The following is a 20577-nucleotide window of genomic DNA, read 5'->3' as shown; positions in this document are numbered from 1 at the left end:
TGTTCTGGCCCCCTACACTAATCTTTTGCTGGTACAGCCCGCGTCAGAGGCCGGCTCGGAGCGCCTCGTTCATCGCGTCGACCGGGGCGTCCTCACCGGTCCAGCGCTCGAACGCCTCGACGCCCTGGTACAGCAGCATCCACGCGCCGTCGACCGTCGTCGCCCCGACCGCGCCAGCGTCCCGGAGCAGCCGCGTTTCGATGGGCGAGTACACCGCATCCAGAACGGCGAGGTCGCCGTGGAGCGCCTCGGCGGGCACCGGCGTCGCGTCCTCGTCCATCCCGACGCTGGTGCAGTTGACGAGCACGTCGGCGGTCGAGAGCAGGTCCGCCAGCGCGTCGAGCCCGTGACCGCTCGCACCCGGGACTTCGTCGGCCAGCGCGTCGGCCTTCGAGGCGGTCCGATTGGCTATCTCGACGGCCATCCCCTCGTCGGCCAGCCCGAACGCGACGGCCCGTCCGGCCCCGCCGGCGCCGACGACCACCGCCGTGCCGTCGAGTGTTACGCCGTGGTGGGAGAGCGCCCGAACCGCCCCGACAGCGTCCGTGTTGTACCCCCGTGGCACCTCGCCCGAGAAGTCGATGGTGTTGACCGCGCCGATGCGCTCGGCCAGCGGCGCGGGCTCGACGGCGTCCATGACGTCCTGCTTGAACGGAATGGTGACGTTCAGCCCGGCGACGCCAAGTCTGTCGGCGGCGTCGACGGCCGCCGCCCCTTCGTCTGCCGGCGGCTCGAAGGTGACGTACTTCGCGTCGATACCCAGCGCTTCGTAGCCCGCCTCGTGCATCGGCGGCGACAGCGAGTGCCCGACCGGGTTCCCGATGAGACCGTAGACTTCCATACCTCCGACGGCGTGGCCCCCGCTATTGAACGCCACGCTCCTGTTCGAAACTGCTGTCGTACACTGTACCGCTGTCAGCAGGAGTCAGGACAGCTAGAACGTCCCACCCGGCACTGATGACCAACCGCCGACGGCCGGGTCCGTCTGGCTGTTCGCAGTTCCGCGGTCAGTCGTCGCCAGCGGGGCGTTTTTCGGGCTGTACGCAAGTTTCCACGCTGACGTAGAATCACACAACTCATAGCTAGCCGTTCGTTTCGCAACCTTTTCCACCGGACCACTGTTCTGCTCTCCTAGTGAGCCGCCTGAGTCATCCACTCGTGCAGGTCGGGGGTGCGGCCCTGTTGACCGTCGGCTGGGTCGCCGTGTTGCTCCTCGGTGTCGACCTCGGCGTCCTGGCGACCGTCGGCATCTCGGGGCTTGCGGTTCTGGGCGCGTCCTTCCTCCTGGCGTGGGGCGCCGAGACCGCCGAGAAGGACGTGCCGAGAGCGTTCGCTATCGCCGTCCTCGCGGTGCTTGCGGTCGCGCCCGAGTACGCCGTCGACGCGCTGTACGCCTGGAACGCCGGAGCCGGCGGGGCGACGGCGGAAGCCTGCGCACAACTGAGCGCCGAACAGATACAGGCGAGCCAGACGACGCTCGCCCGTGGCTGTCACGACGCGAACCTGGCCATCGCGAACATGACCGGCGCGAACCGCATCCTCATCGGTATCGGCTGGGCCGGCATCGCCGTCTTCACCGTCTGGCGGGCCGCCACAACCAAGGACCCCGCGGTCGAGAACCGCGAGGGGACCCTGACCGACGCGGTCACGCTGGACAAGGACATCGCGACCGAAATCGCCTTCCTCTTTCTGGCGACCGGGTGGGCGTTCCTCGTCCCGCTGGGCGGTGGTATCGGCCTGCTCGACACGCTGTTTCTGGTGGGCCTCTACGTCACCTACATCGGGTTGGTACTGAGATCCGACGTCGAGACGTCTGACCACACCGTCGGCGTCCCCAAGTACTTCCAGAAGTGGTCGCTGCCGTGGCGGCCGTTGGTCGTCGTCACGCTCTTTGCGTACTCCGGGCTACTCATCTTCACCGCCGTCGAGCCGTTCGCCCACGGGCTCGAAGAGATAGGGCTCCAGAACGGCATCCCCGAGTTCTTCATGATTCAGTGGGTCGCGCCGCTGGCGAGTGAATCCCCCGAGCTCATCGTCGTCGCAGTCCTCGTGAACAAGGCCCGCTCGACGGCCGGCTTCAACGCGCTCATCTCCTCGAAGCTGAACCAGTGGACGCTGCTCATCGGGACCATCGCCGTCGTCTACTCCATCGCACTGGGCGGGCTCGGAACGCTGCCGTTCGACCAGAAGCAGGCCGCCGAGATCTGGATTACCGCGGCCCAGTCGTACTTCGCGCTGGCCATCCTGGTCAACTTCGAGATCACCATCCGCGAGGCAATCGTCCTCTTCGGACTGTTCATCTCGCAGGTGCTCGTCGAGTTCGCGCTCATCCGGGACCTGCTGGTCCTCCCGTTCGACAGCTACGAACTGCTCGTCGGCTACACCGTGCTGTATCTCGTCATCGGGACCGCGCTCTTTGCAGTCCGGCGGCGGGCCCTCGCTCGGCTGTTCGGACTGGCCGGCGACGCCTTCCGGACCGCCCTGGGACGCGAGCCCGTCCACGCGGAGCAGGCGGACTGATGCTCGCTATCGTCGTCTCCCGGGCTGACGAGGCCTCGGTACGCATCGGCGAGCAGCTCCGAGCGGTCGCGGACTGGACCGAGTCGGTCGACGAGGGCCGCCCCGACGCGGCCGGTGGCGGGACCGTCTACCGGACCGAGGGCGCCGAACTCCGCGAGTTCGACGGACGCCATCTCGAGCTGGAGGGCGTCGGTGACGTCTACGACGCCCCCGACCTGCTGGTGTTCGCCTCCAAACACGCCGGTGCGACGGACGAGCTGCTGACCGCCCACCACACCGGGAACTTCGGGGTCGCCGAGTACGGCGGCGAGAGCGGCCAGTTCGCGCGCGCCGCACCGAACGCCCACCGGGCTGTCGTCGGCGCGCTGGCCGACCACGCCCCCGAGGGGTACGAGGTCGGAACCGAGTGCACCCACCACGGGCCGACGGACGTGGGCGTCCCCTCGATGTTCGTCGAGGTCGGCAGCGCCGAGCCACAGTGGCGCGACCCCGCGGCGGCGCGGGCCGTCGCACGGGCGATTCTCGACTGCAGAGGGGTGTCGCCCGACGCACCGGACGAGGGCGGTCACCGCCGACAGCTCGTCGGCTTCGGCGGGGGCCACTACGCGCCCCGCTTCGAGCGCGTGGTTCGCGAGACGGACTGGGCGGTCGGCCACATCGGCGCCGACTGGTGTCTGGACGCGCTCGAAGAGTGGGCCGGGGACGCGAGCCAGTACGAGGCGGTCATCGAGCGGGCCGTCGCAGCCAGCGGGGCCGAGTACGCGCTCGTTACCGGCGACAGCCCCGGACTTGCCGACCGTATCGAGTCGCTGGGCTACCGCGTCGTCGACGAGCGGTTCGTCAGGGAGACGACGGGGGTACCGCTCGAACTCGTCGAGGCGTTCGAGGCGGCCGTCGGGCCGGTCGAGGACGGCCTCCGCTTTGGCGACGCGGCGACAGACGGCGCCGACGCGTGGCGCGTCGTCGACCTCCCCGCCGACCTGGTCGCCGAGGCGACTGGGATCGACGCCGCGGCCGTTCGGTCGTGGTTCGAGGCGAACGCGCTCGCCTTCGGCACCGAACAGCAGGGCACCGTCGTCACCGGACCGGTCGTCCTCGCGGCGACGGACCGGTCGACCGTCGTCGACGCGCTGGCCGACGTACTTCGGCAGCGTTACGACAGCGTCGAGGTGGCGGACGGGGAACTGCGCGCCCGCGAAGAGCGGTTCGACCCGGACCTCGCAGACACCCTCGGCATCCCCGAAGGGCCGAAGTACGGGAAGCTTTCCGCGGGCCAGTCCGTCGAGGTCAACGGCCGGGAAATCGAGCCGGAGACGGTCCAAAGCGAACGTATACGTCGCTTTACGTTGTAGGAAACCGGCAGCAAACTGGCCCTCGGCTCGTCGGTCGCCCGTCAGACACAGGGGGAAAACTAATGAGTGTTCGTCTGCAACGGGGATTTAAATATGGACTCGATTATCGACGACGCCATCGACGAGGCCGAAGGGGAGGGGGAGCAGTCCGCCGACCCGTCGACCAACAGCGAGCGCGAACCGACGCCGAACCGTGACGACATGTCCACGTCCGGGACGATGACAGACGACGAGCTTGCGAGCGTCGTCAAGGACCTGGAGACCAAGATCACGGTGGTCGGCTGTGGCGGCGCCGGTGGTAACACCGTCACCAGAATGATGGAAGAAGGTATCCACGGCGCGAAGCTGGTCGCCGCGAACACGGACGCCCAGCACCTCGCGGACGAGGTCGAGGCGGACACGAAGATTCTGATGGGGCGCAAGCGTACCGGTGGTCGCGGTGCCGGCTCGGTGCCGAAAATCGGCGAGGAGGCGGCCCAGGAGGACATCGAGGACATCCAGCAGTCCATCTCGGGGTCGGACATGGTGTTCGTCACGGCCGGGCTCGGCGGCGGCACGGGGACCGGTTCGGCCCCGGTCGTCGCACAGGCCGCACAGGAGGCCGGCGCGCTGACTATCTCCATCGTCACGATTCCGTTCACCGCGGAGGGCGAGCGGCGGCGGGCCAACGCCGACGCGGGCCTCGAACGCCTGCGCTCGGTCTCCGATACCGTCATCGTCGTGCCCAACGACCGCCTGCTCGACTACGCGCCCAGTATGCCCCTGCAGGACGCGTTCAAGATCTGTGACCGCGTGCTGATGCGCTCGGTGAAGGGGATGACCGAACTCATCACCAAGCCCGGGCTGGTCAACGTGGACTTCGCCGACGTTCGCACCATCATGGAGAACGGCGGCGTCGCGATGATCGGCCTCGGCGAGTCCGACAGCGAGAACAAGGCACAGGACTCCATCCGCTCGGCGCTTCGCTCGCCGCTGCTGGACGTGGAGTTCGACGGTGCCAACAGCGCCCTCGTGAACGTCGTCGGGGGCCCCGACATGAGCATCGAGGAGGCAGAAGGCGTCGTCGAAGAGATCTACGACCGCATCGACCCCGACGCCCGCATCATCTGGGGGGCCTCGGTCAACAACGAGTTCGAGGGGAAGATGGAGACGATGATCGTCGTCACCGGCGTCGAGAGCCCACAGATATACGGCCAGAGCGAGGCCGAGCGCGAGCGCGCCTCACAGGAGATGGGCGAAGACATCGACTACGTGGACTGACGGACAGTCCCGACCGCGGTCGTTTTCTGCCGGTTTGCCGTGCATTTATATTCCGTCAGTGAGACGACAGGCCGACGGATGGTCCCCAGCAAATTCGTCCTTCCACTGGCCCTGACACTCTGTGTCGTCGCGCTGATAGCCGGCGGCGGAGCGGCCGCCGCCGACTCGCCGGTCGCTCTCGACGACCCACCTGACAACGAGACGCTCGGCGACGTGGTCGAACTGGCGGTGTCGATGCCCGAGAACGGCACCGCCACGGTCGTCGTCGAGGAGTCCAACTCGGATGCATACAGCCGTGAGCTCCGTCTCCGCGACGCCTCCGGTGACGGACGCGTCACGCTCCAGATAAACACCTTCCTCGGGAAACAGGGAGCCAACGAGACGGCCGTCTACAGCGTCGGCGGGGGCGATACCGTGCGTATCGAGGAGCAGTCCGGCGACCGGCTCCAAGCGACTCGCTACGACATCGCGGTGTTCAACGGAACGGCCACTCAGGACGAGCCGGTCGACACGGCATCTGCCGAGTTGACCGCCCCGAGCGCCGGAACCGTATCGTTCGCGACCGCGCCAGCGAACGCCACAGACCGTCTCACTACCGCAGAGGCTATCCAGCGAGGGCAGCGCTCGGGCTGGGTGAGCCAGTGGAACCGGCCGTCCGATCGGGAGATAGACGGGCCGGAGTTCGCAGCCAACGACACGGTGCTCATCGAGCTCCGGGTCGGCGGACTGGGCGGTTCGCTGGCGGCCAGTTCTGGAACGAACGACAGCGAACGGTTCTTCTCGGCGCTGGACTGTCAGAACGCGTCGCTTCGTTTGGAAGTGATGGACGGACTTTTGATAGCGGATGACCCCATCTACATCACGATGAACTGGACCGACGTTGCACACGTCGTTCCAGACAGGCACAACGACAGCTACGCGCTCGTGGTTGACACCGACGAGGCCGACCTCACGCAGTCAGCGAATGAACTGATAAATGCTGGTGATGAGCTAGCAGTGAAGCTCAGTGTCGACGGCGAACCTCGGCTCAGAGAGCGGGACGACAGCAACGCGTCCCCCGAGTTCGAGCTCGAAAAACCCGAGGCCGAACTGCACACCGACGGCGGTTCGGTGCCCGCTAGCTATGACGGCCGGCTGACGGTACGTGGATCGACGAACGTCGCCCCCGGAACGGCGCTGGGCGTACGGCTGCCCGGGACCGAGGTCAGACCGACGACGGTCACTGTCGGTCAGAACGGGACGTTCAACGGAACGGTCGACACCGAGTCGCGGACGCTGTCGAACACCACTGTCGTCCTGACGGGGCCTCAAGGGACGGTGCTCGCCAACGCGTCTGTCGAGCAACCGTCGCTGACCGACACCGAGGCACCGTCGACGCAGACGAGCGCCGAAACCACCCCATCGCCCACATCCGGACCGGCAACTGCCGATGGATCAGCGACTGCCGCGGGCACGAACGCCACGGCCACGAACGGCCCCGGATTCGGCGTCCTCACCGGGCTGTGTGCGGTGCTGTTCGCCGTGCTGGTCGCCAGCGGACGAAGACGCGCCTGACGACCGGAGCCGTCCGTACCACTACCTTCATTTATTTTCGATTATATTTCCTAGAATGTAATGGGCCCCACACGTCTCTCCCTCCTCGTGTGCAGTCTCGTTCTGGTCAGTGGGCTCCTCGCAGGAGCCAGCGCCGCCGACTCGCCGGTCGCTCTCGACGACCCGCCCGAGAACGAGACGCTCGGCGACGTGGTCGAACTGACGGTGTCAGTGCCCGAGAACGGCACCGCCACGGTCGTCGTCGAGGAGTCCAAATCGGCGGCATACAGCCGTGAGCTCCGTCTCCGCGACACCTCCGGGGATGGACGTGTCACGCTGCGGATAAACACGTTCCTCGGGAACCGGAGCGCGAACGAGACGGCCGTCTACAGCGTCGGCGAGGGCGATAGCGTGCGTATCGAGGAGCAGTCCGGTGACCGAATCACGACCACTCGCTACGACGTCGCGGTGTTCGACGGAACGGCTACCCAAGACGAACCGGCCGACACGGCGTCGGTCGAGCTAACCGCGCCGACGGGCGGAACCGTGTCGTACGCCGCCGCTCCGTCGAACGCGACGGACCGTCTCACCACCCGGGAGGATATTCAGCGCGGCCAGCGAGAAGACTGGGTAATACAGTCCGAACGCCTGTCGGACCCGGGGAGCGAGACGCCAGTGATCGCGACCAACGACACGATGCTTCTCGAACTCCGGGTCGACGGCATCGAGGGCGCGCTGGCGGCCAGTTCTGGAACGAACGACACTGACCGATTCTTCTCGGCGCTGGACCGCCAGAACGCGTCGCTCCGTCTGGAGTGGCGGAACCCGAGTATAGAATCTCCCGACGTCCACATCCCGCTGAACCGGACCAACGTCGCACACGTCGTCACGGACGGGCGCAACGACAGTTACACGTTCGTCGTCGACACGGCCGAGGCCAAACTCACGCCGTCGGCGGTAGGAACGCGAGACGGTCGGGCCGAGTTCGATCCGCAGTTCACCGTCGACGGCGAGAGTCGCGATCTCGATGGCGACTCCGTCGACTTCGAGGTCAGGGACGGCGCAGTCTACTCACGGGTCGCCATCGACGGCCCACCGGACGACGAGACGCTGGGTGACGTGGTCGAACTGACGGTAGTACTGCCGGAGAACGACACCGCGACACTCGTCGTGGCGGGACGGGCCGGCGAGTACAGCCGTGAGCTGCGGGTCGACGACGCCTCGGGTGACGGAGGAGTCACCCTGCGGATAAACACCTACCTCGGTGCCCAGGGCGCGAACGAGACGGCCGTCTACAGCGCGCGTGACGGCGACGAGGTCGCCGTCCGGGAACGCCGCGGGACGAATCTAACGGCGAGCGAGTACAGCATCGAGGTCTACGACGGGACGGTAAGCGAGCGGGACCCGGACGACACGGAGACCATCCGGCTCGCGGCCCCGACAGACGGCAACGTCAGTTATCTGACCGCACCGGCAAACGCCAGCGACCGGCTGGAGACGCACCGGGATATCGAGCGGGGCCGCGAGGCCGGGTGGGTGACCGAATCGTCGACCGTCACGGCCGGGGAGACGCTCCTGGTTCGGCTCCGCGTCGACGGATTCGGGGGCGCGCTGGCAGCCAGTCGAGCCCCGAACGGACGGGTCCGGTTCCCGGCGATGCTGGATCGAGCCAACACTACGCTGCAGGGAGTCACTCCGGAGGGGTCACACCGATACCCCTACCGACTGCCGTTGAATCGGACCAACGTAGCCACCGTCGTCACTGACCGGCAGAACGAGACGTACTATTTCGTCCTCGATACGGTCGAGCCTGCGCTCACACCGGCCACGAACGACGAGGAGGGTGTGTCCGAGCGGGTCCCCGACCACCGGGACACGTATCTCATCGGCGGTCCCCCGGTCGGGCAGTCCGTTCCGCTGCAACCGGCGCCGACCGTGGAGAACGACCCCAGTACCGAGACACGCGCGAGGACCGACACCGCCGAAGCCACCGCCGTCACGACCACCGCAGGCGACGGCCCGGGCTTTGGCGTCCTGACGGCGCTGGTCGCAGCGCTGCTGGGGACGGTCGCCGCGCGCCAGCGTCGCTGAGTGGCGCCCGCCGACCACAATATAGAAAAGCCATCAGTTGGTACCACCCGGTATGAACGTTCCGTACGACCTCACCTCCTACATCCGCGTGCTCAAACTGGCGAGTACGCCCGACTGGGAGGAGTTCTCACAGATTGCAAAGATTGCCGGTGCCGGTATCCTCCTCGTCGGGCTCATCGGCTTCATCATCTTCGCCCTGATGACGTTCGTCCCGGGCAGCAAACCGGTGTAACCCCATGGGAATCTACGCAGTCAAAACCACGGCGAGCCAGGAACGCACCGTCGCCGACATGATAATCAACCGGGAGGAGCCGGACATCCACGCGGCGCTGGCCCCCGATTCGCTGACCAGCTACGTGATGGTCGAGGCCGACGACCACGCCGTCTTCGACCGCATCCTCGACGAGATTCCCCACGCCAACGGCGTGGTGCAGGGCGAGTCCTCGATGGCCGAGGTCGAGCACTTCCTCTCGCCGAAACCCGACGTCGAGGGTATCGCCGAGGGCGACATCGTCGAGCTCATCGCCGGCCCGTTCAAGGGCGAGAAGGCCCAGGTCCAGCGCATCGACGAGGGCAAGGACCAGGTGACCGTCGAACTGTACGAGGCGACGGTCCCGATTCCCGTGACGGTTCGGGGCGACCAGATTCGCGTGCTGGATAGCGAGGAGCGGTAGTCGAGCATCCGGCGGCTTCGCCGCCGGTTCACGACCACGAGCGGAGCGAGTGGTCGCGTTTTTCGCCCACGTTTTTCCACGAGGGTGCCCGCAGTGAGCGAAGCGAACGAGGACGCCCGAGGCAGAAAAAGGTGGAGGCGTGAGGACTAGGTGACCGTCGAGCTGTACGAAACGACGGTCGCGATTCCCGTGACGGTTCGGGGCGACCGGATTCGCGTGCTGGATCGCGAGGAGCGGTAGCTCCCCGGACAGTTCGAGCGGCGGAGCCGCGAGAACGTAGCGAGGAGCGGTAGTTCCTCGTTACGGTCGAAGGGGTGCGAAGCGACCCGTGAGAACGGGCACCGAGCGGGCTACACGTCGGGTGCGACGAGCGTCCCCCACTCGATTTTGTCGAGTGTCACTCGCGCGCCTGCCCCGGTCCACACAGCATGGCCACGTATTCGTTTTCGGATATGTAACGTGTACTGGCAGCTGTACTGTCTCTCACTATGCGATAGAACCCCGAGCCGTGGGTCAAAAGACAGTTGAAGCCTTCAGAAGATATACAACACGAGCTGGTGATAGCTCGGTTACAAGATGGTAGCTATCCGAACGAACGGGTTGACGAAGCGCTTCGGCGACGTCGTCGCCGTCGACGACTTGGACCTCACCATCGAGGAGGGGGAGGTCTTCGGGTTTCTGGGGCCCAACGGCGCCGGGAAGTCGACGACCATCAACCTCCTGCTCGATTTCATCCGGCCCACCGAGGGCAGCGTCGAGGTGCTCGGGCGGGACGCACAGACGAATCCGGAAGCGATACGCCAGCGGGTCGGCGTCCTCCCGGAGGGGTACGGCTTCGACGACCCGCTGACGGGCCGGGAGTATCTGTCGTGGGCGATTCGGACGAAACGCGCAGACGACGACGCGGACGAGCTGCTCGACCTCGTGGGGCTGGCCGATGACGCCGACCGACTGGCCGGCGACTACTCGAAGGGGATGCAACAGCGCCTGGCCTTCGCCATCGCGCTGGTGGACGACCCCGACCTGCTGATTCTGGACGAACCCTCCACGGGGCTGGATCCCAACGGCATCCAGCAGTTGCGTGACGTGGTCCGCGAGCGGGCGGCCGGCGGGACGACGGTCTTCTTCTCCAGCCACATCCTCTCGGAGGTCGAAGCGGTCAGCGACCGCGTCGGCGTGATGAACGAGGGCGAACTGGTCGCGGTCGACAGTATCGAGGGCCTCCGCGAGAGCACGGGCGGGCACGCGACCCTGCACCTCGACTGCGCGTCGCCGCCGACAGGGCTCGGGATCGACGCGCTCGCCGGTGTCGCGGGGACCAGCGTCGACGACCGGACGCTCGTCGTCGACTGCACCGACCCCGCCGCGAAGGTCGACGTGGTCACCTACGTCGCCGAGCGCGCGACCGTCGAGGACATCCGGTCGGAGACGGTGTCGCTGGAGTCGCTGTTCAACGACCTGACCGGTGGCGGTCGCGACGGCGCCGACACCGCGGCGGAGGTCCCGCAGTGAGTCTCGTCGACGTCACCCGGAAGGACTTCACCGCGGCGCGGCGGTCGCGAGCGCTGTGGGCCGTCGCGACGCTGCTGGGGTTGCTGACGGCGTTTATCGCCTTCGGGTTCAGCGGCTACCGCATGTCGCCCACCGAGACAGTCCAGCAGCTGTTTCGCACCATGGGCGGTGTCCTCGCGCTCCTCGTCCCCATCGTCGCGCTCGTCGCGAGCTACATGTCCATCGCGGGCGAGCGCGAGAGCGGCGGAGTGAAGTTCCTGCTCGGGCTGCCAAACAGCCGCCGGGACGTGTTCCTCGGGAAGCTGGTGAGCCGGCTGACCATCGTCGGTGCGGGCGTGAGCTTCATGTTCGCGACCGCGACGGCGATGGCGGTCGCGCGAAACGGCGTCCTCCCGCTGGGCGCGCTCGCTGGAATCTTCGCCGTGACGCTCGTCTACGCCGCCGTCTTCGTCGGTATCGCGGTGGCACTGTCGGCGATGGTCGCCGAGCGAAGTCGGGCCATCGCCGCCGCCGTCGGGTCGTACTTCATGCTCGTCCTGCTGTACGTCATCCCGGGCGTCAACGTCGCGCTGCTGATCCGGTTCGTCCACCAGAGGATGCTGGGCTTCGAGCCGAACTTCGACCTGTACAACGCCGTGCTGTACACCAGTCCGCTCATCGCCTACCGGAAGGCGATGAACCTCGCCGTGCCGAGCGGGATGGAGCGACAGGTACTCCAGCGCCCCACGGAGGAGTACGCGCTGCCGGGCTATCTCGGTGACGAGATATCGCTGCTCGTCTTCGCCGTCTGGCTTGGTGTGCCGCTCGCTATCGGCTACCTGCGGTTCGACGGAGCTGATCTGTGATGGGGCGAGATGTCGCGGACACGGCGGGCGCAGTGTTGCTCGTACTGGGCGTCGCCGCACTGCTCGTACCGGCACTGGTCCCCGTACAACAGGTGCTCTATCACCAGACCGACGACGGTGCGACGATGAACGGCTCGGAGCTCGAAGCGCAGGGGTACACTGTCGTCGCCTACGAGAACCTCTCCGAACGAGGCAAGGAGATATACGTCGCCGCGCTCCGCTCCGAGGACGAGTACACGGTGCCGGACGGGCAGGGCGCACCGGAGTTCCCGTACACGGGCGCCGAGGACTTCGGCGAGGTCACGAGCTCGGAGGAGTACGAGCAACGCCGTCGGCTTACGAGCATCGTCATCGAGCGCCCCGAGAACGCCAGCCTGCCGCCGGCCGACGAACCCGTCGACCGCATCGACCGCCGGCCCGAGCCACCGGAGGCCGAGACGACGAGCGAGCGCGATTCGGTGAACCGGAGTCGGATAGAACAGCGCAGACAGGCGATAGCCAGATACGACCTGATGACCGTCCGGAGGGGGACGCCGCCGGTGACGGACTCCGGGACGCTCCTGCGTCTCGGGTCGGTACTCGCCGGGACGCTATTCGTCGGGCTCGGCGGCTATCTCCGCTCGCGGCCCTAGCCTTCAAGCCGTTCGATGACTTCGTTCATGTCCGCCTCCGATTCGATGGACTCCTTGATGTTCTCGCGGCGGCGGACCTCCGCAGCGGAGGCGTCGTAGGCACGGACATACTCGGCCCGGGAGTGTTCGTCGAAGGCGTGTTTGATAGCGAAGTAGCCGTCGGGCACGACGGTCCCGCATACCTTGCACGAGATGCGGTCGTGCTCGGTCGACTGGTGGACGATGAGTTCCTCTACGCGGTCGAACCGACTGTCGTCGCCCTCGATGGCACACTCCCAGCGTGGCATTGCTCTGAGGCAAGCACCCGGGCATTAAAAGCGTTCGCCACGACGTGTCGACACTTCCGCGAATAGAAACCCATAATGGTGCGACAGGGGTAGCCGGACGCGTGACGAGCGAGGGGTTCACCGTCGACCTGCACGTGAAGGTGCTCGACGAGCAGGTCGTCCAGCGAGCGAAAGCGCGTGGCCTCGACGCGCTGGTGTATGCGCCACACTTCGTGCGTCTGCCCGACATCCGAGCGCGGGCCGACCACTACTCGGATTCGGAGCTGACCGTCTATCCCGGTCGGGAGCTGTTTACCGGGACGTGGCAGCGGCGCCGCCACGTCCTCGCCGTCGGCCTCGACGAGATGGTTCCGGACTTTCTGACCCTCGACGGGACGATGGCCGAACTGCGGCGGCAGGGCGCGGCGGTGCTCGTCCCCCACCCGGGCTTTCTCTCGGTCAGTCTCGGGCTCGACGAGCTGCGGACCTACCGGGAGACTATCGACGCCATCGAGGTGTACAACCCGAAGTATCTGCCACACCACACCGGCCGAGCCCGCCGGTTCGCGGCCGAGACCGGGCTCCCGGTGTTCGCCTCCTCCTACGCGCACCTGCCGGGGACCATCGGCGAGGCATGGGTGGCCTTCGACGAGCCCTGTCCCGACGAGGCGGCCTTTACCAGTGCGCTCCGGGAGACGGCCACACGCCGGGTCCACCACCGGGACGGGCTGGCCCACACGCTGCGCAGAGGACTCGAGTTCGCCCATCTCGGCTACGAGAACAGCTGGGAGAAGTTCGACCGGGTCATGCTGCAGGGCACCGCGCCGACGCATCCGGACCACGTCGCCTACGGCGGCCGGTTCGACGACGTGAAAGTGTACTAAACCACCACGTTGGTCGTGTTCGCGACGATTTCGGCCGCCTGCGGCGGGAGATACGTCGGCAGGACGTAGACGAGCGCCGCGATGGCGGCCAACTCGAAGAGGGTGATCGCGACGGTGACGGCCTCGGCGCGGTCGCTCGACGTCGTCACGCCCGTGGGGAAGCCATACTCCGTGCTGGAAATCGGGTAGAACAGCGCGATGCCGCGCTTCGAGCCGACGATGTCGAGCACGTAGTGGGTCACCACGCCGAGCCACACCCACTGGAGGTTCCCGCCGTGGTACACCGGGTGGGCCAGGAAGATGAGCAACACGGGCAGGTTGTGGAGCGTCTTGCGGTGTTTCCCGAAGGCCGTGTCCACGTCGGGGAACAGCGCGCCGAGGACGACCGGAAGGAACACCTCGGCGATGGTGGCGAACGTGGAGACGTCGCCGGACGGGTCGAGGACGTAGCCGAGCCCGATACTCAGGAGGACCGCGTTCAGAACGTGACCGCGCTTGTTCATTCAAGCGCTTCGACGACAGCGTGACCGAAAGGTCTTGCTACTGAGTGTGTGTCCTGTCCAACAGGTCTTCGAGGGCCTGTCCGGCGATTTTCGCTTTCACCTCGGTCCGTGAGCCGGCGAACTCGTAGTGTCTGACGGTACAGCCGGACTGTCCGGTCTCCCACGGGGCCGCGTGGGCGACCGCGATGTAGACGGTCCCGACCGGCGTCTCGGGGCTCCCGCCCGTCGGCCCGGCGACCCCGGTCGTCGCCACGCCCCAGTCGGTTCCGGCGGTGTCCCTGACCGCGCGGGCCATCTCGATGGCGACCGGTTCGGAGACGGCGCCGTGGTCGTCCAGGGCCTCGCGGGAGACGGCCAGTACGTCCTGTTTAGCGTCGTAGGAGTAGGTCACCACCGACCGGTCGAAGTAGGCGCTGGAGCCCGACACGTCGGTCAGGAGCGAGCCGACCAGCCCGCCGGTACAGGATTCGGCGACGGCGACAGTGTCTCCCCGGTCCCGCAGTGTCTCGCCGACCCGCCGCTCGACGGGTCGATCGTCTGCTGTCATGGTGCGGTGTTCGTGGGGCCGCGGAATAAGCGTTCAGCCGTCGGTCGGTGGGCCGGTCCATGTCGGTTCCCGGACAGCATAAATTCTCTTTGGCCTCGTGATGTGAATATAACAATTAGATATTTACTTCCATAGATGGTGAAATGATTGTGACAGCCACATTGTTGCAGCTGGGTGTTCCCAATGGTATCATCCCGGCGATAATATCGTTCGTACTGACTGTCGGCATGTTCGCGGTCTCGTTCGTCGTCCTGTATCTGGTCGGCAAGACGGTGCTCGTTCCGGCGACGAGACGGGCGCTCAACGCCCGCGAGTTCTCCCCCGCCGTCGTCGGACTCGGCGAGAGCATCGCGGGCGCCTTGGCGCTGTTCGGGGCCGTGGCGGTCGCTGCGGCCGTGGCGGGCTTCCCGACGATTCTGGCCGCCTTCGCGACCATCACCGGTGCGCTCGCACTGGGCGTCGCGTTCGCCGCGGGCGATATCATCGAGAACTTCGTGGCCGGCATCTTCATCCTCAAGGACAAACCGTTCGAGGTCGGCGACTACATCGAATGGAACGGTAACGGCGGTACCGTTCGGCAGATAGACCTGCGCGTCTCGAAGCTCGACACGTGGGACAACGAACAGCTGACGGTTCCCAACGGCGAGCTGGCAAACGCCGTCGTGAAGAACACGCAGGCCAACGAGACGCGGCGTGTCACGGTCGACTTCGGTGTCGATTACGGCTCCGACGTGGACCGCGCACGGGAGATAATCCTCGAAGAGGTCGCCGCTATCGACGGCGTGTTGGACGAGCCGGCGCCGAGTGCACCCCTTACCACCCTCGGTGACTCCGCCATCGTCTTCAACGCTCGCGCGTGGATAAACCCACAGGAGACCGGTGCTGGCGGCGTCAAGCACCAGCTCACGGAATCGGTCATGGACCGCTTCGACGAAGCGGACATCGGGTTCCCGTACCCACACACCGAGGTCGTCGGCTCGCTGGACGTCAACCAGACCGAGACCAGCGCCGTCGCGGACGACTGAGAACCGGTCCGAACTTCGGTATTTTTCGACGGCCGAACTGCTATCGTCGCTCGCCGCTCCGGACGCCGGCCGCAGACATTTCTGTGTCGCCCGCGAACGTGTCGTATGGCCTACCAGACGACGGTCGGCTGGTCGCTTCTCACATCGGGCATCGTAACGCTGATACTCGGTTTCCTTCCGGGCACGGACCTCTTCTGGGGGATACTCCTGCTCGTACTCGGGATGGTAGTACTGTACATCCGGCAGGTGTAGTCGCGGTCGACGGAAAGACAGAGGGGACCGGCGCTGCGAGAGGGCGTATGGACTACGAGACCCCGCAGTTCTACCGGGTGATGCAGTACGCCGCCCGCGCCGACCGGGACGTGGTCGAGATGGTGTCGGGGAGCCCGGACTGGGACCCGCCCGAGGCGGTCCGGGACGGCCTGAGCGCGTACGCCGAGGCCGACGCCGACGAGTTCCAGTACGCCCCCAGCCGCGGCCTCCGGGGGCTCCGGGCGGCCATCGCCGCGCGCCACGGCGTCGACGAGGCCCGCGTCGTCGTCACGAACGGGGCCGGCGAGGCCAACCACCTCGCGATGACCGGCGGGCTCGAACGGTTCGACGGCGGGGAGATACTGCTGCCGGACCCGGTGTACCCCTACTACGCCGGTCGGGCGAACTTCCTCGGCGCGGAGACCACCTTCGTCCCGGTCGAGTCCGACGGCCGGCTGGACCCCGCTGCGGTCCGGGCCGCGGCGAGTTCGGAGACGGCCGTCGTCGTCGCCAACTCGCCGAACAACCCCACCGGCGCGGTGTACGGTGAAGACGCGATGGCGGCGTTCGTCGCCGTCGCGGAGGAAAACGATGCCCTGCTCGTCTCCGACGAGGTGTACAGTCAGTTCGACTACTCCGGGCGGTTCAGCTCCGCCCTCGCCGTCGAGTCGCCCAACGTCGTCGCCACGAACGCGTTCTCGAAGTCGATGGCCGTCACCGGCTTTCGCGTTGGGTACGCCGTCTTCCCGCCCACGGACGGGCCGACCGGGGACCTCGTCGAGCGGGCGACGACGCGGCACATGCTGACGAACGTCAGCGGCTCGCGCCCGGCCCAGTACGCCGTACAGCAGGCGATGGAACGGACTGACACAGCGTACTACGAGGCCGCCCGGGAGCGACTGCAGCAGCGTATCGGGCGCTTCTGTGAGGCACTGGACGAGGCCGGTGCGACGTACACCCGGCCCGACGGCGGCTTCTACGTGCTGGCCCGGTTTCCCGACTTCCCGGGCAGCTTCGAGAACGCCGAGCGGCTCGTCGACGAGGCCGGGGTCGCGGGGATGCCCGGCGCGGCCTTCGGCGAGGCGCGGGCCGACGACCTGCGATTCTCGCTGACGACGCCACGGGTCGAGACCGCGGCCGAGCGGCTGGTCGAGTACTTCGGGTGAGCGGAGGGTCGGTCTGTCAGAGCTGCCACGGCTATCGGACAGCCGTGTCCGGCGCGCCAGTGTATCGGTCAGCCGGACACCGGCCGCGGACGATGGGTGCAATGAATCGTCAGGTGCCGTTTAATCCTGAAGTGTAGCGGAAAAATAATAAATATCCGGGGGCGGAATGATTTGCCATGGTAAAAGTTAGCAACGTCTCGCTATCCACGTCGGTAAAAGAGACGACGGAGGGCAAGATGCTGGAAGCCGAACTGGAGTTCGACGTGGACTTCACCACGGTTGGGCAGACGGAGACGGTCAGTTACGAGGTCGTCGGTGGACTGGTCGAAGTGGATGGGCCACTGGACGACTACGACGTAGAGGAGGAGCTATACAGGACCGACTGGGGTTTCTGGGATTTCAGAAAGATCCTGCACCAGGACGCCGAGGGGCCCGCCGACGACAACCTCGGAATAATCGGCGTGACGACACGAGATTCGGACGTCGGACGGGAGACGATTACCTTCACGAGGTCACTGGGTCGGGTCGAGAGAGAGACTGAAAACGGCTATCGAATCGAAACCAGTGGTACGCTGGAGGAGGGCGTGCTGGACGACGACGAAGAGTCGCTAGCCGGAGACCGAGTGGTGACCTCCGAACTGCGCGGGCTGGTCCGGGTCCTCCCCACGAGCGGCGCGGATGTCGGTATCTCGGCTGACTCGACGAAGGTGGAGTTTTTCGACCCGCTCACTTGACCACACGGTCGAAACTATCGGCGCAGTCCTCGCGGCCGACTGCGTCCGCACGGCTAGTCGTCACCCGGGCGGGAAAAACGCCGGTTCGGCACGGCCAGCAGTGTCGGCGCCAGGGGTGGAGTGGCCCGTGCTATCGCTCGTCGGAGTCGTCGTCTGTGCCGCCTTCGGATTCGGTGTCCGACTGCGCCTCCGCGGCGCCTTGCTCGTGGACGCCGCCCTCGTCGACGGGAATCGTCCGCGCTTCCTCCTCCTGCCCACTCTCCGGTCGCATCGTCTCGCGGCGGCCGCCGTTGCCGACGTCGACCGGAATCCGCTCGCGGAGGTCGCTGGCCAGCGATTCGACCCGCCGGCGGACGGTCCCGGCGTGGTCCTCGAACTTCTCGACGTTCCGGTCGACCCGGTGGACACGCTCTTTCGGAATCTGTGTCATCAGGTCGTTGCCGTCCTCGTCCGTGCCGGTGTGGACGTGCCAGTGGTCGCGAGCGTACACGATCTCCTCGTTGTCGAGCGTCTCCTCGATGGTCTCGCCGTCGGCACCCTCGTAGACGATTGTCGCCTGACCGAGTTCTATCTCTTCCATACCGTTGGACTGTTGACACTCCGGGCACTTACGTACTCGGTCGGCCCTCGAAATATCCGCCGCGCCTACGCGAGTTCGACCGACAGCGCCCGCTCCAGCAGGTCGTCGTCGTACAACTCGGCCGTCTGTTCCGGGTGGGCGTCGTCTATCGCCCGCACCGTCAGGACGGTGTTGGCGAAGTTCTTGTAGGTGGCCTCGTCGACCATCTGCCCCGAGACGACGACGGCACCGGTCCCCTCGCGTTTGGCGTCGTTGAACGCCTCGATTTTCGTGAGGTCGCGGTCAAGCTCCTCGCTACCCGGCGTGTGGATGCGGTTGGCCTGAGCGGTCTGTTTGGGATGCAGGGACCACGAGCCGTCGATGCCGATGGTCGCCTCGTGTTCGACCTGGTCGGCGTACCCCTCGGCGTTGTAGTAGCTGACGCCGGCCCGTTCGTGGAACAGCTGGTCGAACGGGCCGCCGAAGGCGACGACGCCAGCGGCGCTGGTCTCGTTCGAGAGCGCTTCGAGCAGCCCGTCCCAGCGCGGGCGCTCGCCGTGGAGCGCCCGCCCGCCGAGTTCCGCCGTGTAGTCGACCGGACCGAAGACGAGTCCCGCGAGCCGCGACTCCGAGGCGAACCGGCATATCTCGCGCAGGTCCGACCGGGCGGGCGCGGTTTCGAGGATGACGGCCATATCGAGCGCCCCGTCCGCCAGTCCGGCCTCGCGTTCGGCGTCGGCCAGCACGCCGGCGGCCGCTCGCACGTCGTCGATGCGACCCACTTTCGGGAAGACGATGCCGTCGAGATGCTCGCCTACGTCGCCGGCGAGCCGACGGACCTGTTCGGTCCCGCGCTCGCGGAACGCGGCGTCGTCGTAGGCCCACTCGACGCGGGGGCGTATCTCGCCCGCGAACTCCGGCGCGTGGTCCGGGAGGCGGTCGACGACGTTGTCGACCGCCTCGGCCTTCATCGACGGAGCGGTCCCGTCCTCGATGTCGGGCACGAGCCAGTCGGGGGTCTGGAACCCCTCGCTCGTGAGCCCGGAGTCGAGGAACTTCGCGCTGTTGTCTCGCGGCACGGCGGCGGGCGCTGTCTGGAAGGTTCGGGAGAGTCGTGTCATTGGTGTCGTCGGACGAGTGCGGTTCGCCGGCCGCTGTAGACCGGGGTGTTGTTCTGATTGAACGCGACGTGTTCGAACGTGACCTCGCCCGCGTGGTCGGGACCGGCGTCGCCGTCGCAGTCGAGCACGCGGGTGAAGCCGGAGACTGTGTCACCGAGCGTGACGAAGTCGTGGAACCGCTCGTCTTCGAAGCGGCGCTCGCGGTAGGTCGCCTCGTCGGAACGGGCGTGAGCAAGCGCGATGGAGCGGGTCACGTCGCCGTAGGCGACGATGTCGCCCGAGGGCGAGTCGGCCATGGCGTCGCGGTTGTGGTGCTGGCGGGCGGTGTTGAGCGTCGACAGGGGCAGCCCGGAGACCAGCGCGTCGTCCATCGTCCGGCCGCGCTCGTGGCGGTAGGCGACCGCGGCGTCGGAGTCGCGGGCGCGTTCGAGCGCGTCGCGGAACTGCTCGAAGTACTCCCCGTCGGGTGCGAGCAGACGGGGCGGGAGGTCGGGGCCGTCCTCGTCGGCCGGGTCCCCGTTCGCCACTGTACCGCTGCCATCCGTGGCTGCGGGCTCCCGCCGCGGTATCATGTTCGTCCGCTCGTAGGAGACGAGTCGCTCACCGGTCTGGCGGTCCCGGCCGACGGACTCCCACGTGACGATTCCGTAGCTCGGCCGCGAGGACGAGGAGCGGGTGTCGAGCACCGTGGAGGTCACGTCCAGTTCAGTGCCGGGGTAGGCCGTCCGGTGGAACTCGACGTTCGTCCGGCCGAGGAAGTAGCCGCCCTTCTCCGAGAGGTCCTCGACTGTGATGCCCATCACGCAGGCGAGCAGGTAGTCCGGGTGGGTCGGCGGCTCCGCGAACCCCCGCTCACGGGCGGTGTCGGGCCGCCAGTAGGCCGGGTCGTGGTTCAGCGTCTGGCCCATCCACCGCTCGTTGCCGTGGACGGAGAGCCGGAGGCCCGGGTCGTGGCGGAGTTCGTCGCCCTCGCCGAAGAACTCGAAGTAGTGGCCCTTCTCGCGGGTCTCGGCGCGGTCGAGCAGCGCCTCGAAGGTCTGCTGGTCGGCGCAGTCGACGGCATCGGGGGCGGTCCAGTCAGTCACCGGCACCACCGCCCGT

At 67.0% G+C, this 20577-nt stretch carries 22 protein-coding genes and 1 pseudogene; 16 read left to right on the top strand and 7 right to left on the bottom strand.

The annotated features are described in order from the left end of the window. Nucleotides 1–43: 43 nt before the first annotated feature. Nucleotides 44–841 (bottom strand): shikimate dehydrogenase, encoded by a 798-nt coding sequence (locus NDI56_RS01710; RefSeq protein ID WP_310917679.1) that lies wholly within the window; start codon nt 839–841, stop codon nt 44–46. A 317-nt stretch (nt 842–1158) separates the two neighbouring features. On the opposite strand from NDI56_RS01710, the gene NDI56_RS01705 reads away from it, so the two are divergent. The 11 genes and pseudogenes from NDI56_RS01705 (at nt 1159) to NDI56_RS01655 (ending at nt 12419) form a co-directional block, all read left to right on the top strand. Further along, on the top strand, nt 1159–2520 hold the full coding sequence (locus NDI56_RS01705; RefSeq protein WP_310918916.1) for a sodium:calcium antiporter: 1362 nt from the start codon (nt 1159–1161) through the stop codon (nt 2518–2520). After that, entirely contained in the window at nt 2520–3872 is a 1353-nt protein-coding gene (locus tag NDI56_RS01700) for a D-aminoacyl-tRNA deacylase (protein WP_310917678.1), read from the top strand. Before NDI56_RS01705 ends, NDI56_RS01700 begins: the two co-directional genes overlap by 1 nt. 93 nt (nt 3873–3965) lie before the next feature. Further along, a complete protein-coding gene (ftsZ, locus tag NDI56_RS01695) occupies nt 3966–5132 on the top strand; it encodes a cell division protein FtsZ (protein WP_310917677.1) in 1167 nt (388 codons plus the stop codon). A gap of 78 nt (nt 5133–5210) precedes the next feature. Further along, the gene (locus NDI56_RS01690; protein ID WP_310917676.1) at nt 5211–6686 is read left to right on the top strand and encodes a DUF7827 domain-containing protein; all 1476 of its coding nucleotides are present in this window, start codon (nt 5211–5213) and stop codon (nt 6684–6686) included. 60 nt (nt 6687–6746) lie between these two features. After that, nucleotides 6747–8756: a DUF7827 domain-containing protein gene (locus tag NDI56_RS01685; RefSeq protein ID WP_310917675.1), complete on the top strand. Its 2010-nt coding sequence runs from the start codon at nt 6747–6749 to the stop codon at nt 8754–8756. Between the two features lie 52 nt (nt 8757–8808). Beyond that, on the top strand, nt 8809–8988 hold the full coding sequence (locus NDI56_RS01680; protein WP_310917674.1) for a protein translocase SEC61 complex subunit gamma: 180 nt from the start codon (nt 8809–8811) through the stop codon (nt 8986–8988). A 4-nt stretch (nt 8989–8992) separates the two neighbouring features. Beyond that, nucleotides 8993–9430, top strand: coding sequence for a transcription elongation factor Spt5 (locus tag NDI56_RS01675; protein WP_310917673.1), 438 nt, complete (start codon nt 8993–8995; stop codon nt 9428–9430). 150 nt (nt 9431–9580) lie between these two features. Then, nucleotides 9581–9670, top strand: a pseudogene (locus tag NDI56_RS01670) (transcription elongation factor Spt5); the annotation flags it as partial. Between the two features lie 336 nt (nt 9671–10006). Then, complete coding sequence (locus NDI56_RS01665; protein ID WP_310917672.1) at nt 10007–10942, top strand: ABC transporter ATP-binding protein; 936 nt, start codon at nt 10007–10009, stop codon at nt 10940–10942. Continuing rightward, nucleotides 10939–11787 carry an ABC transporter permease gene (locus NDI56_RS01660; RefSeq protein ID WP_310917671.1) on the top strand — a complete coding sequence of 283 codons (849 nt, stop codon included), beginning with the start codon at nt 10939–10941 and terminating at the stop codon, nt 11785–11787. Before NDI56_RS01665 ends, NDI56_RS01660 begins: the two co-directional genes overlap by 4 nt. Next, nucleotides 11787–12419 (top strand): hypothetical protein, encoded by a 633-nt coding sequence (locus NDI56_RS01655; RefSeq protein WP_310917670.1) that lies wholly within the window; start codon nt 11787–11789, stop codon nt 12417–12419. Before NDI56_RS01660 ends, NDI56_RS01655 begins: the two co-directional genes overlap by 1 nt. Here the strand turns inward: NDI56_RS01655 and NDI56_RS01650 are convergent. After that, the gene (locus tag NDI56_RS01650; protein ID WP_310917669.1) at nt 12416–12706 is read right to left on the bottom strand and encodes a DUF7565 family protein; all 291 of its coding nucleotides are present in this window, start codon (nt 12704–12706) and stop codon (nt 12416–12418) included. The genes NDI56_RS01655 and NDI56_RS01650 overlap by 4 nt on opposite strands. A gap of 101 nt (nt 12707–12807) precedes the next feature. On the opposite strand from NDI56_RS01650, the gene NDI56_RS01645 reads away from it, so the two are divergent. Then, on the top strand, nt 12808–13569 hold the full coding sequence (locus tag NDI56_RS01645; protein ID WP_310917668.1) for a PHP domain-containing protein: 762 nt from the start codon (nt 12808–12810) through the stop codon (nt 13567–13569). Here NDI56_RS01645 and NDI56_RS01640 read toward each other — a convergent pair. Next, on the bottom strand, nt 13566–14072 hold the full coding sequence (locus NDI56_RS01640; protein WP_310917667.1) for a metal-dependent hydrolase: 507 nt from the start codon (nt 14070–14072) through the stop codon (nt 13566–13568). The genes NDI56_RS01645 and NDI56_RS01640 overlap by 4 nt on opposite strands. Nucleotides 14073–14109: 37 nt before the next feature. Further along, complete coding sequence (locus tag NDI56_RS01635) at nt 14110–14619, bottom strand: CinA family protein (RefSeq protein WP_310917666.1); 510 nt, start codon at nt 14617–14619, stop codon at nt 14110–14112. Between the two features lie 149 nt (nt 14620–14768). Here NDI56_RS01635 and NDI56_RS01630 point away from each other — a divergent pair, with 149 nt between their 5' ends. From NDI56_RS01630 to NDI56_RS01615, 4 genes are all read left to right on the top strand, one after another. Next, a complete protein-coding gene (locus NDI56_RS01630) occupies nt 14769–15644 on the top strand; it encodes a mechanosensitive ion channel family protein (RefSeq protein ID WP_310917665.1) in 876 nt (291 codons plus the stop codon). Nucleotides 15645–15749: 105 nt separating this feature from the next. Continuing rightward, complete coding sequence (locus NDI56_RS01625) at nt 15750–15896, top strand: hypothetical protein (RefSeq protein WP_310917663.1); 147 nt, start codon at nt 15750–15752, stop codon at nt 15894–15896. A 47-nt stretch (nt 15897–15943) separates the two neighbouring features. After that, complete coding sequence (locus NDI56_RS01620) at nt 15944–17062, top strand: pyridoxal phosphate-dependent aminotransferase (protein WP_310917662.1); 1119 nt, start codon at nt 15944–15946, stop codon at nt 17060–17062. Between the two features lie 176 nt (nt 17063–17238). Continuing rightward, nucleotides 17239–17796, top strand: coding sequence for a hypothetical protein (locus NDI56_RS01615; RefSeq protein WP_310917661.1), 558 nt, complete (start codon nt 17239–17241; stop codon nt 17794–17796). Nucleotides 17797–17926: 130 nt separating this feature from the next. Here the strand turns inward: NDI56_RS01615 and NDI56_RS01610 are convergent, their stop codons facing one another. The 3 genes from NDI56_RS01610 to mch all read right to left on the bottom strand — a co-directional run bounded on the left by NDI56_RS01610 (nt 17927) and on the right by mch (nt 20561). Continuing rightward, nucleotides 17927–18376, bottom strand: a complete 450-nt coding sequence (locus NDI56_RS01610; protein ID WP_310917660.1) for a hypothetical protein — start codon at nt 18374–18376, stop codon at nt 17927–17929. A 65-nt stretch (nt 18377–18441) separates the two neighbouring features. Next, nucleotides 18442–19476, bottom strand: a complete 1035-nt coding sequence (citE, locus tag NDI56_RS01605) for an L-malyl-CoA/beta-methylmalyl-CoA lyase (RefSeq protein WP_310917659.1) — start codon at nt 19474–19476, stop codon at nt 18442–18444. Further along, entirely contained in the window at nt 19473–20561 is a 1089-nt protein-coding gene (mch, locus tag NDI56_RS01600) for a 2-methylfumaryl-CoA hydratase (protein WP_310917658.1), read from the bottom strand. Before mch ends, citE begins: the two co-directional genes overlap by 4 nt. Between the last annotated feature and the right edge of the window lie 16 nt (nt 20562–20577).

The organism is Halomicroarcula saliterrae, assembly GCF_031624395.1.
Taxonomy (GTDB): domain Archaea; phylum Halobacteriota; class Halobacteria; order Halobacteriales; family Haloarculaceae; genus Haloarcula; species Haloarcula saliterrae.
Note: the sequence above shows the minus strand (reverse complement) of the source record. Positions and strands in the feature narration are given on the sequence as shown.

Coding starts and splice junctions, on each gene's coding strand:
- NDI56_RS01655 (WP_310917670.1), top strand. CDS start 11,787: ATGGGGCGAGATGTCGCGGACACGGCGGGCGCAGTGTTGCTCGTACTG.
- NDI56_RS01680 (WP_310917674.1), top strand. CDS start 8,809: ATGAACGTTCCGTACGACCTCACCTCCTACATCCGCGTGCTCAAACTG.
- NDI56_RS01615 (WP_310917661.1), top strand. CDS start 17,239: ATGGTAAAAGTTAGCAACGTCTCGCTATCCACGTCGGTAAAAGAGACG.
- NDI56_RS01710 (WP_310917679.1), bottom strand. CDS start 841: ATGGAAGTCTACGGTCTCATCGGGAACCCGGTCGGGCACTCGCTGTCG.
- NDI56_RS01665 (WP_310917672.1), top strand. CDS start 10,007: ATGGTAGCTATCCGAACGAACGGGTTGACGAAGCGCTTCGGCGACGTC.
- NDI56_RS01635 (WP_310917666.1), bottom strand. CDS start 14,619: ATGACAGCAGACGATCGACCCGTCGAGCGGCGGGTCGGCGAGACACTG.
- NDI56_RS01675 (WP_310917673.1), top strand. CDS start 8,993: ATGGGAATCTACGCAGTCAAAACCACGGCGAGCCAGGAACGCACCGTC.
- citE (WP_310917659.1), bottom strand. CDS start 19,476: ATGACACGACTCTCCCGAACCTTCCAGACAGCGCCCGCCGCCGTGCCG.
- NDI56_RS01620 (WP_310917662.1), top strand. CDS start 15,944: ATGGACTACGAGACCCCGCAGTTCTACCGGGTGATGCAGTACGCCGCC.
- ftsZ (WP_310917677.1), top strand. CDS start 3,966: ATGGACTCGATTATCGACGACGCCATCGACGAGGCCGAAGGGGAGGGG.
- NDI56_RS01625 (WP_310917663.1), top strand. CDS start 15,750: ATGGCCTACCAGACGACGGTCGGCTGGTCGCTTCTCACATCGGGCATC.
- NDI56_RS01690 (WP_310917676.1), top strand. CDS start 5,211: ATGGTCCCCAGCAAATTCGTCCTTCCACTGGCCCTGACACTCTGTGTC.
- NDI56_RS01650 (WP_310917669.1), bottom strand. CDS start 12,706: ATGCCACGCTGGGAGTGTGCCATCGAGGGCGACGACAGTCGGTTCGAC.
- NDI56_RS01685 (WP_310917675.1), top strand. CDS start 6,747: ATGGGCCCCACACGTCTCTCCCTCCTCGTGTGCAGTCTCGTTCTGGTC.
- NDI56_RS01640 (WP_310917667.1), bottom strand. CDS start 14,072: ATGAACAAGCGCGGTCACGTTCTGAACGCGGTCCTCCTGAGTATCGGG.
- NDI56_RS01610 (WP_310917660.1), bottom strand. CDS start 18,376: ATGGAAGAGATAGAACTCGGTCAGGCGACAATCGTCTACGAGGGTGCC.
- NDI56_RS01700 (WP_310917678.1), top strand. CDS start 2,520: ATGCTCGCTATCGTCGTCTCCCGGGCTGACGAGGCCTCGGTACGCATC.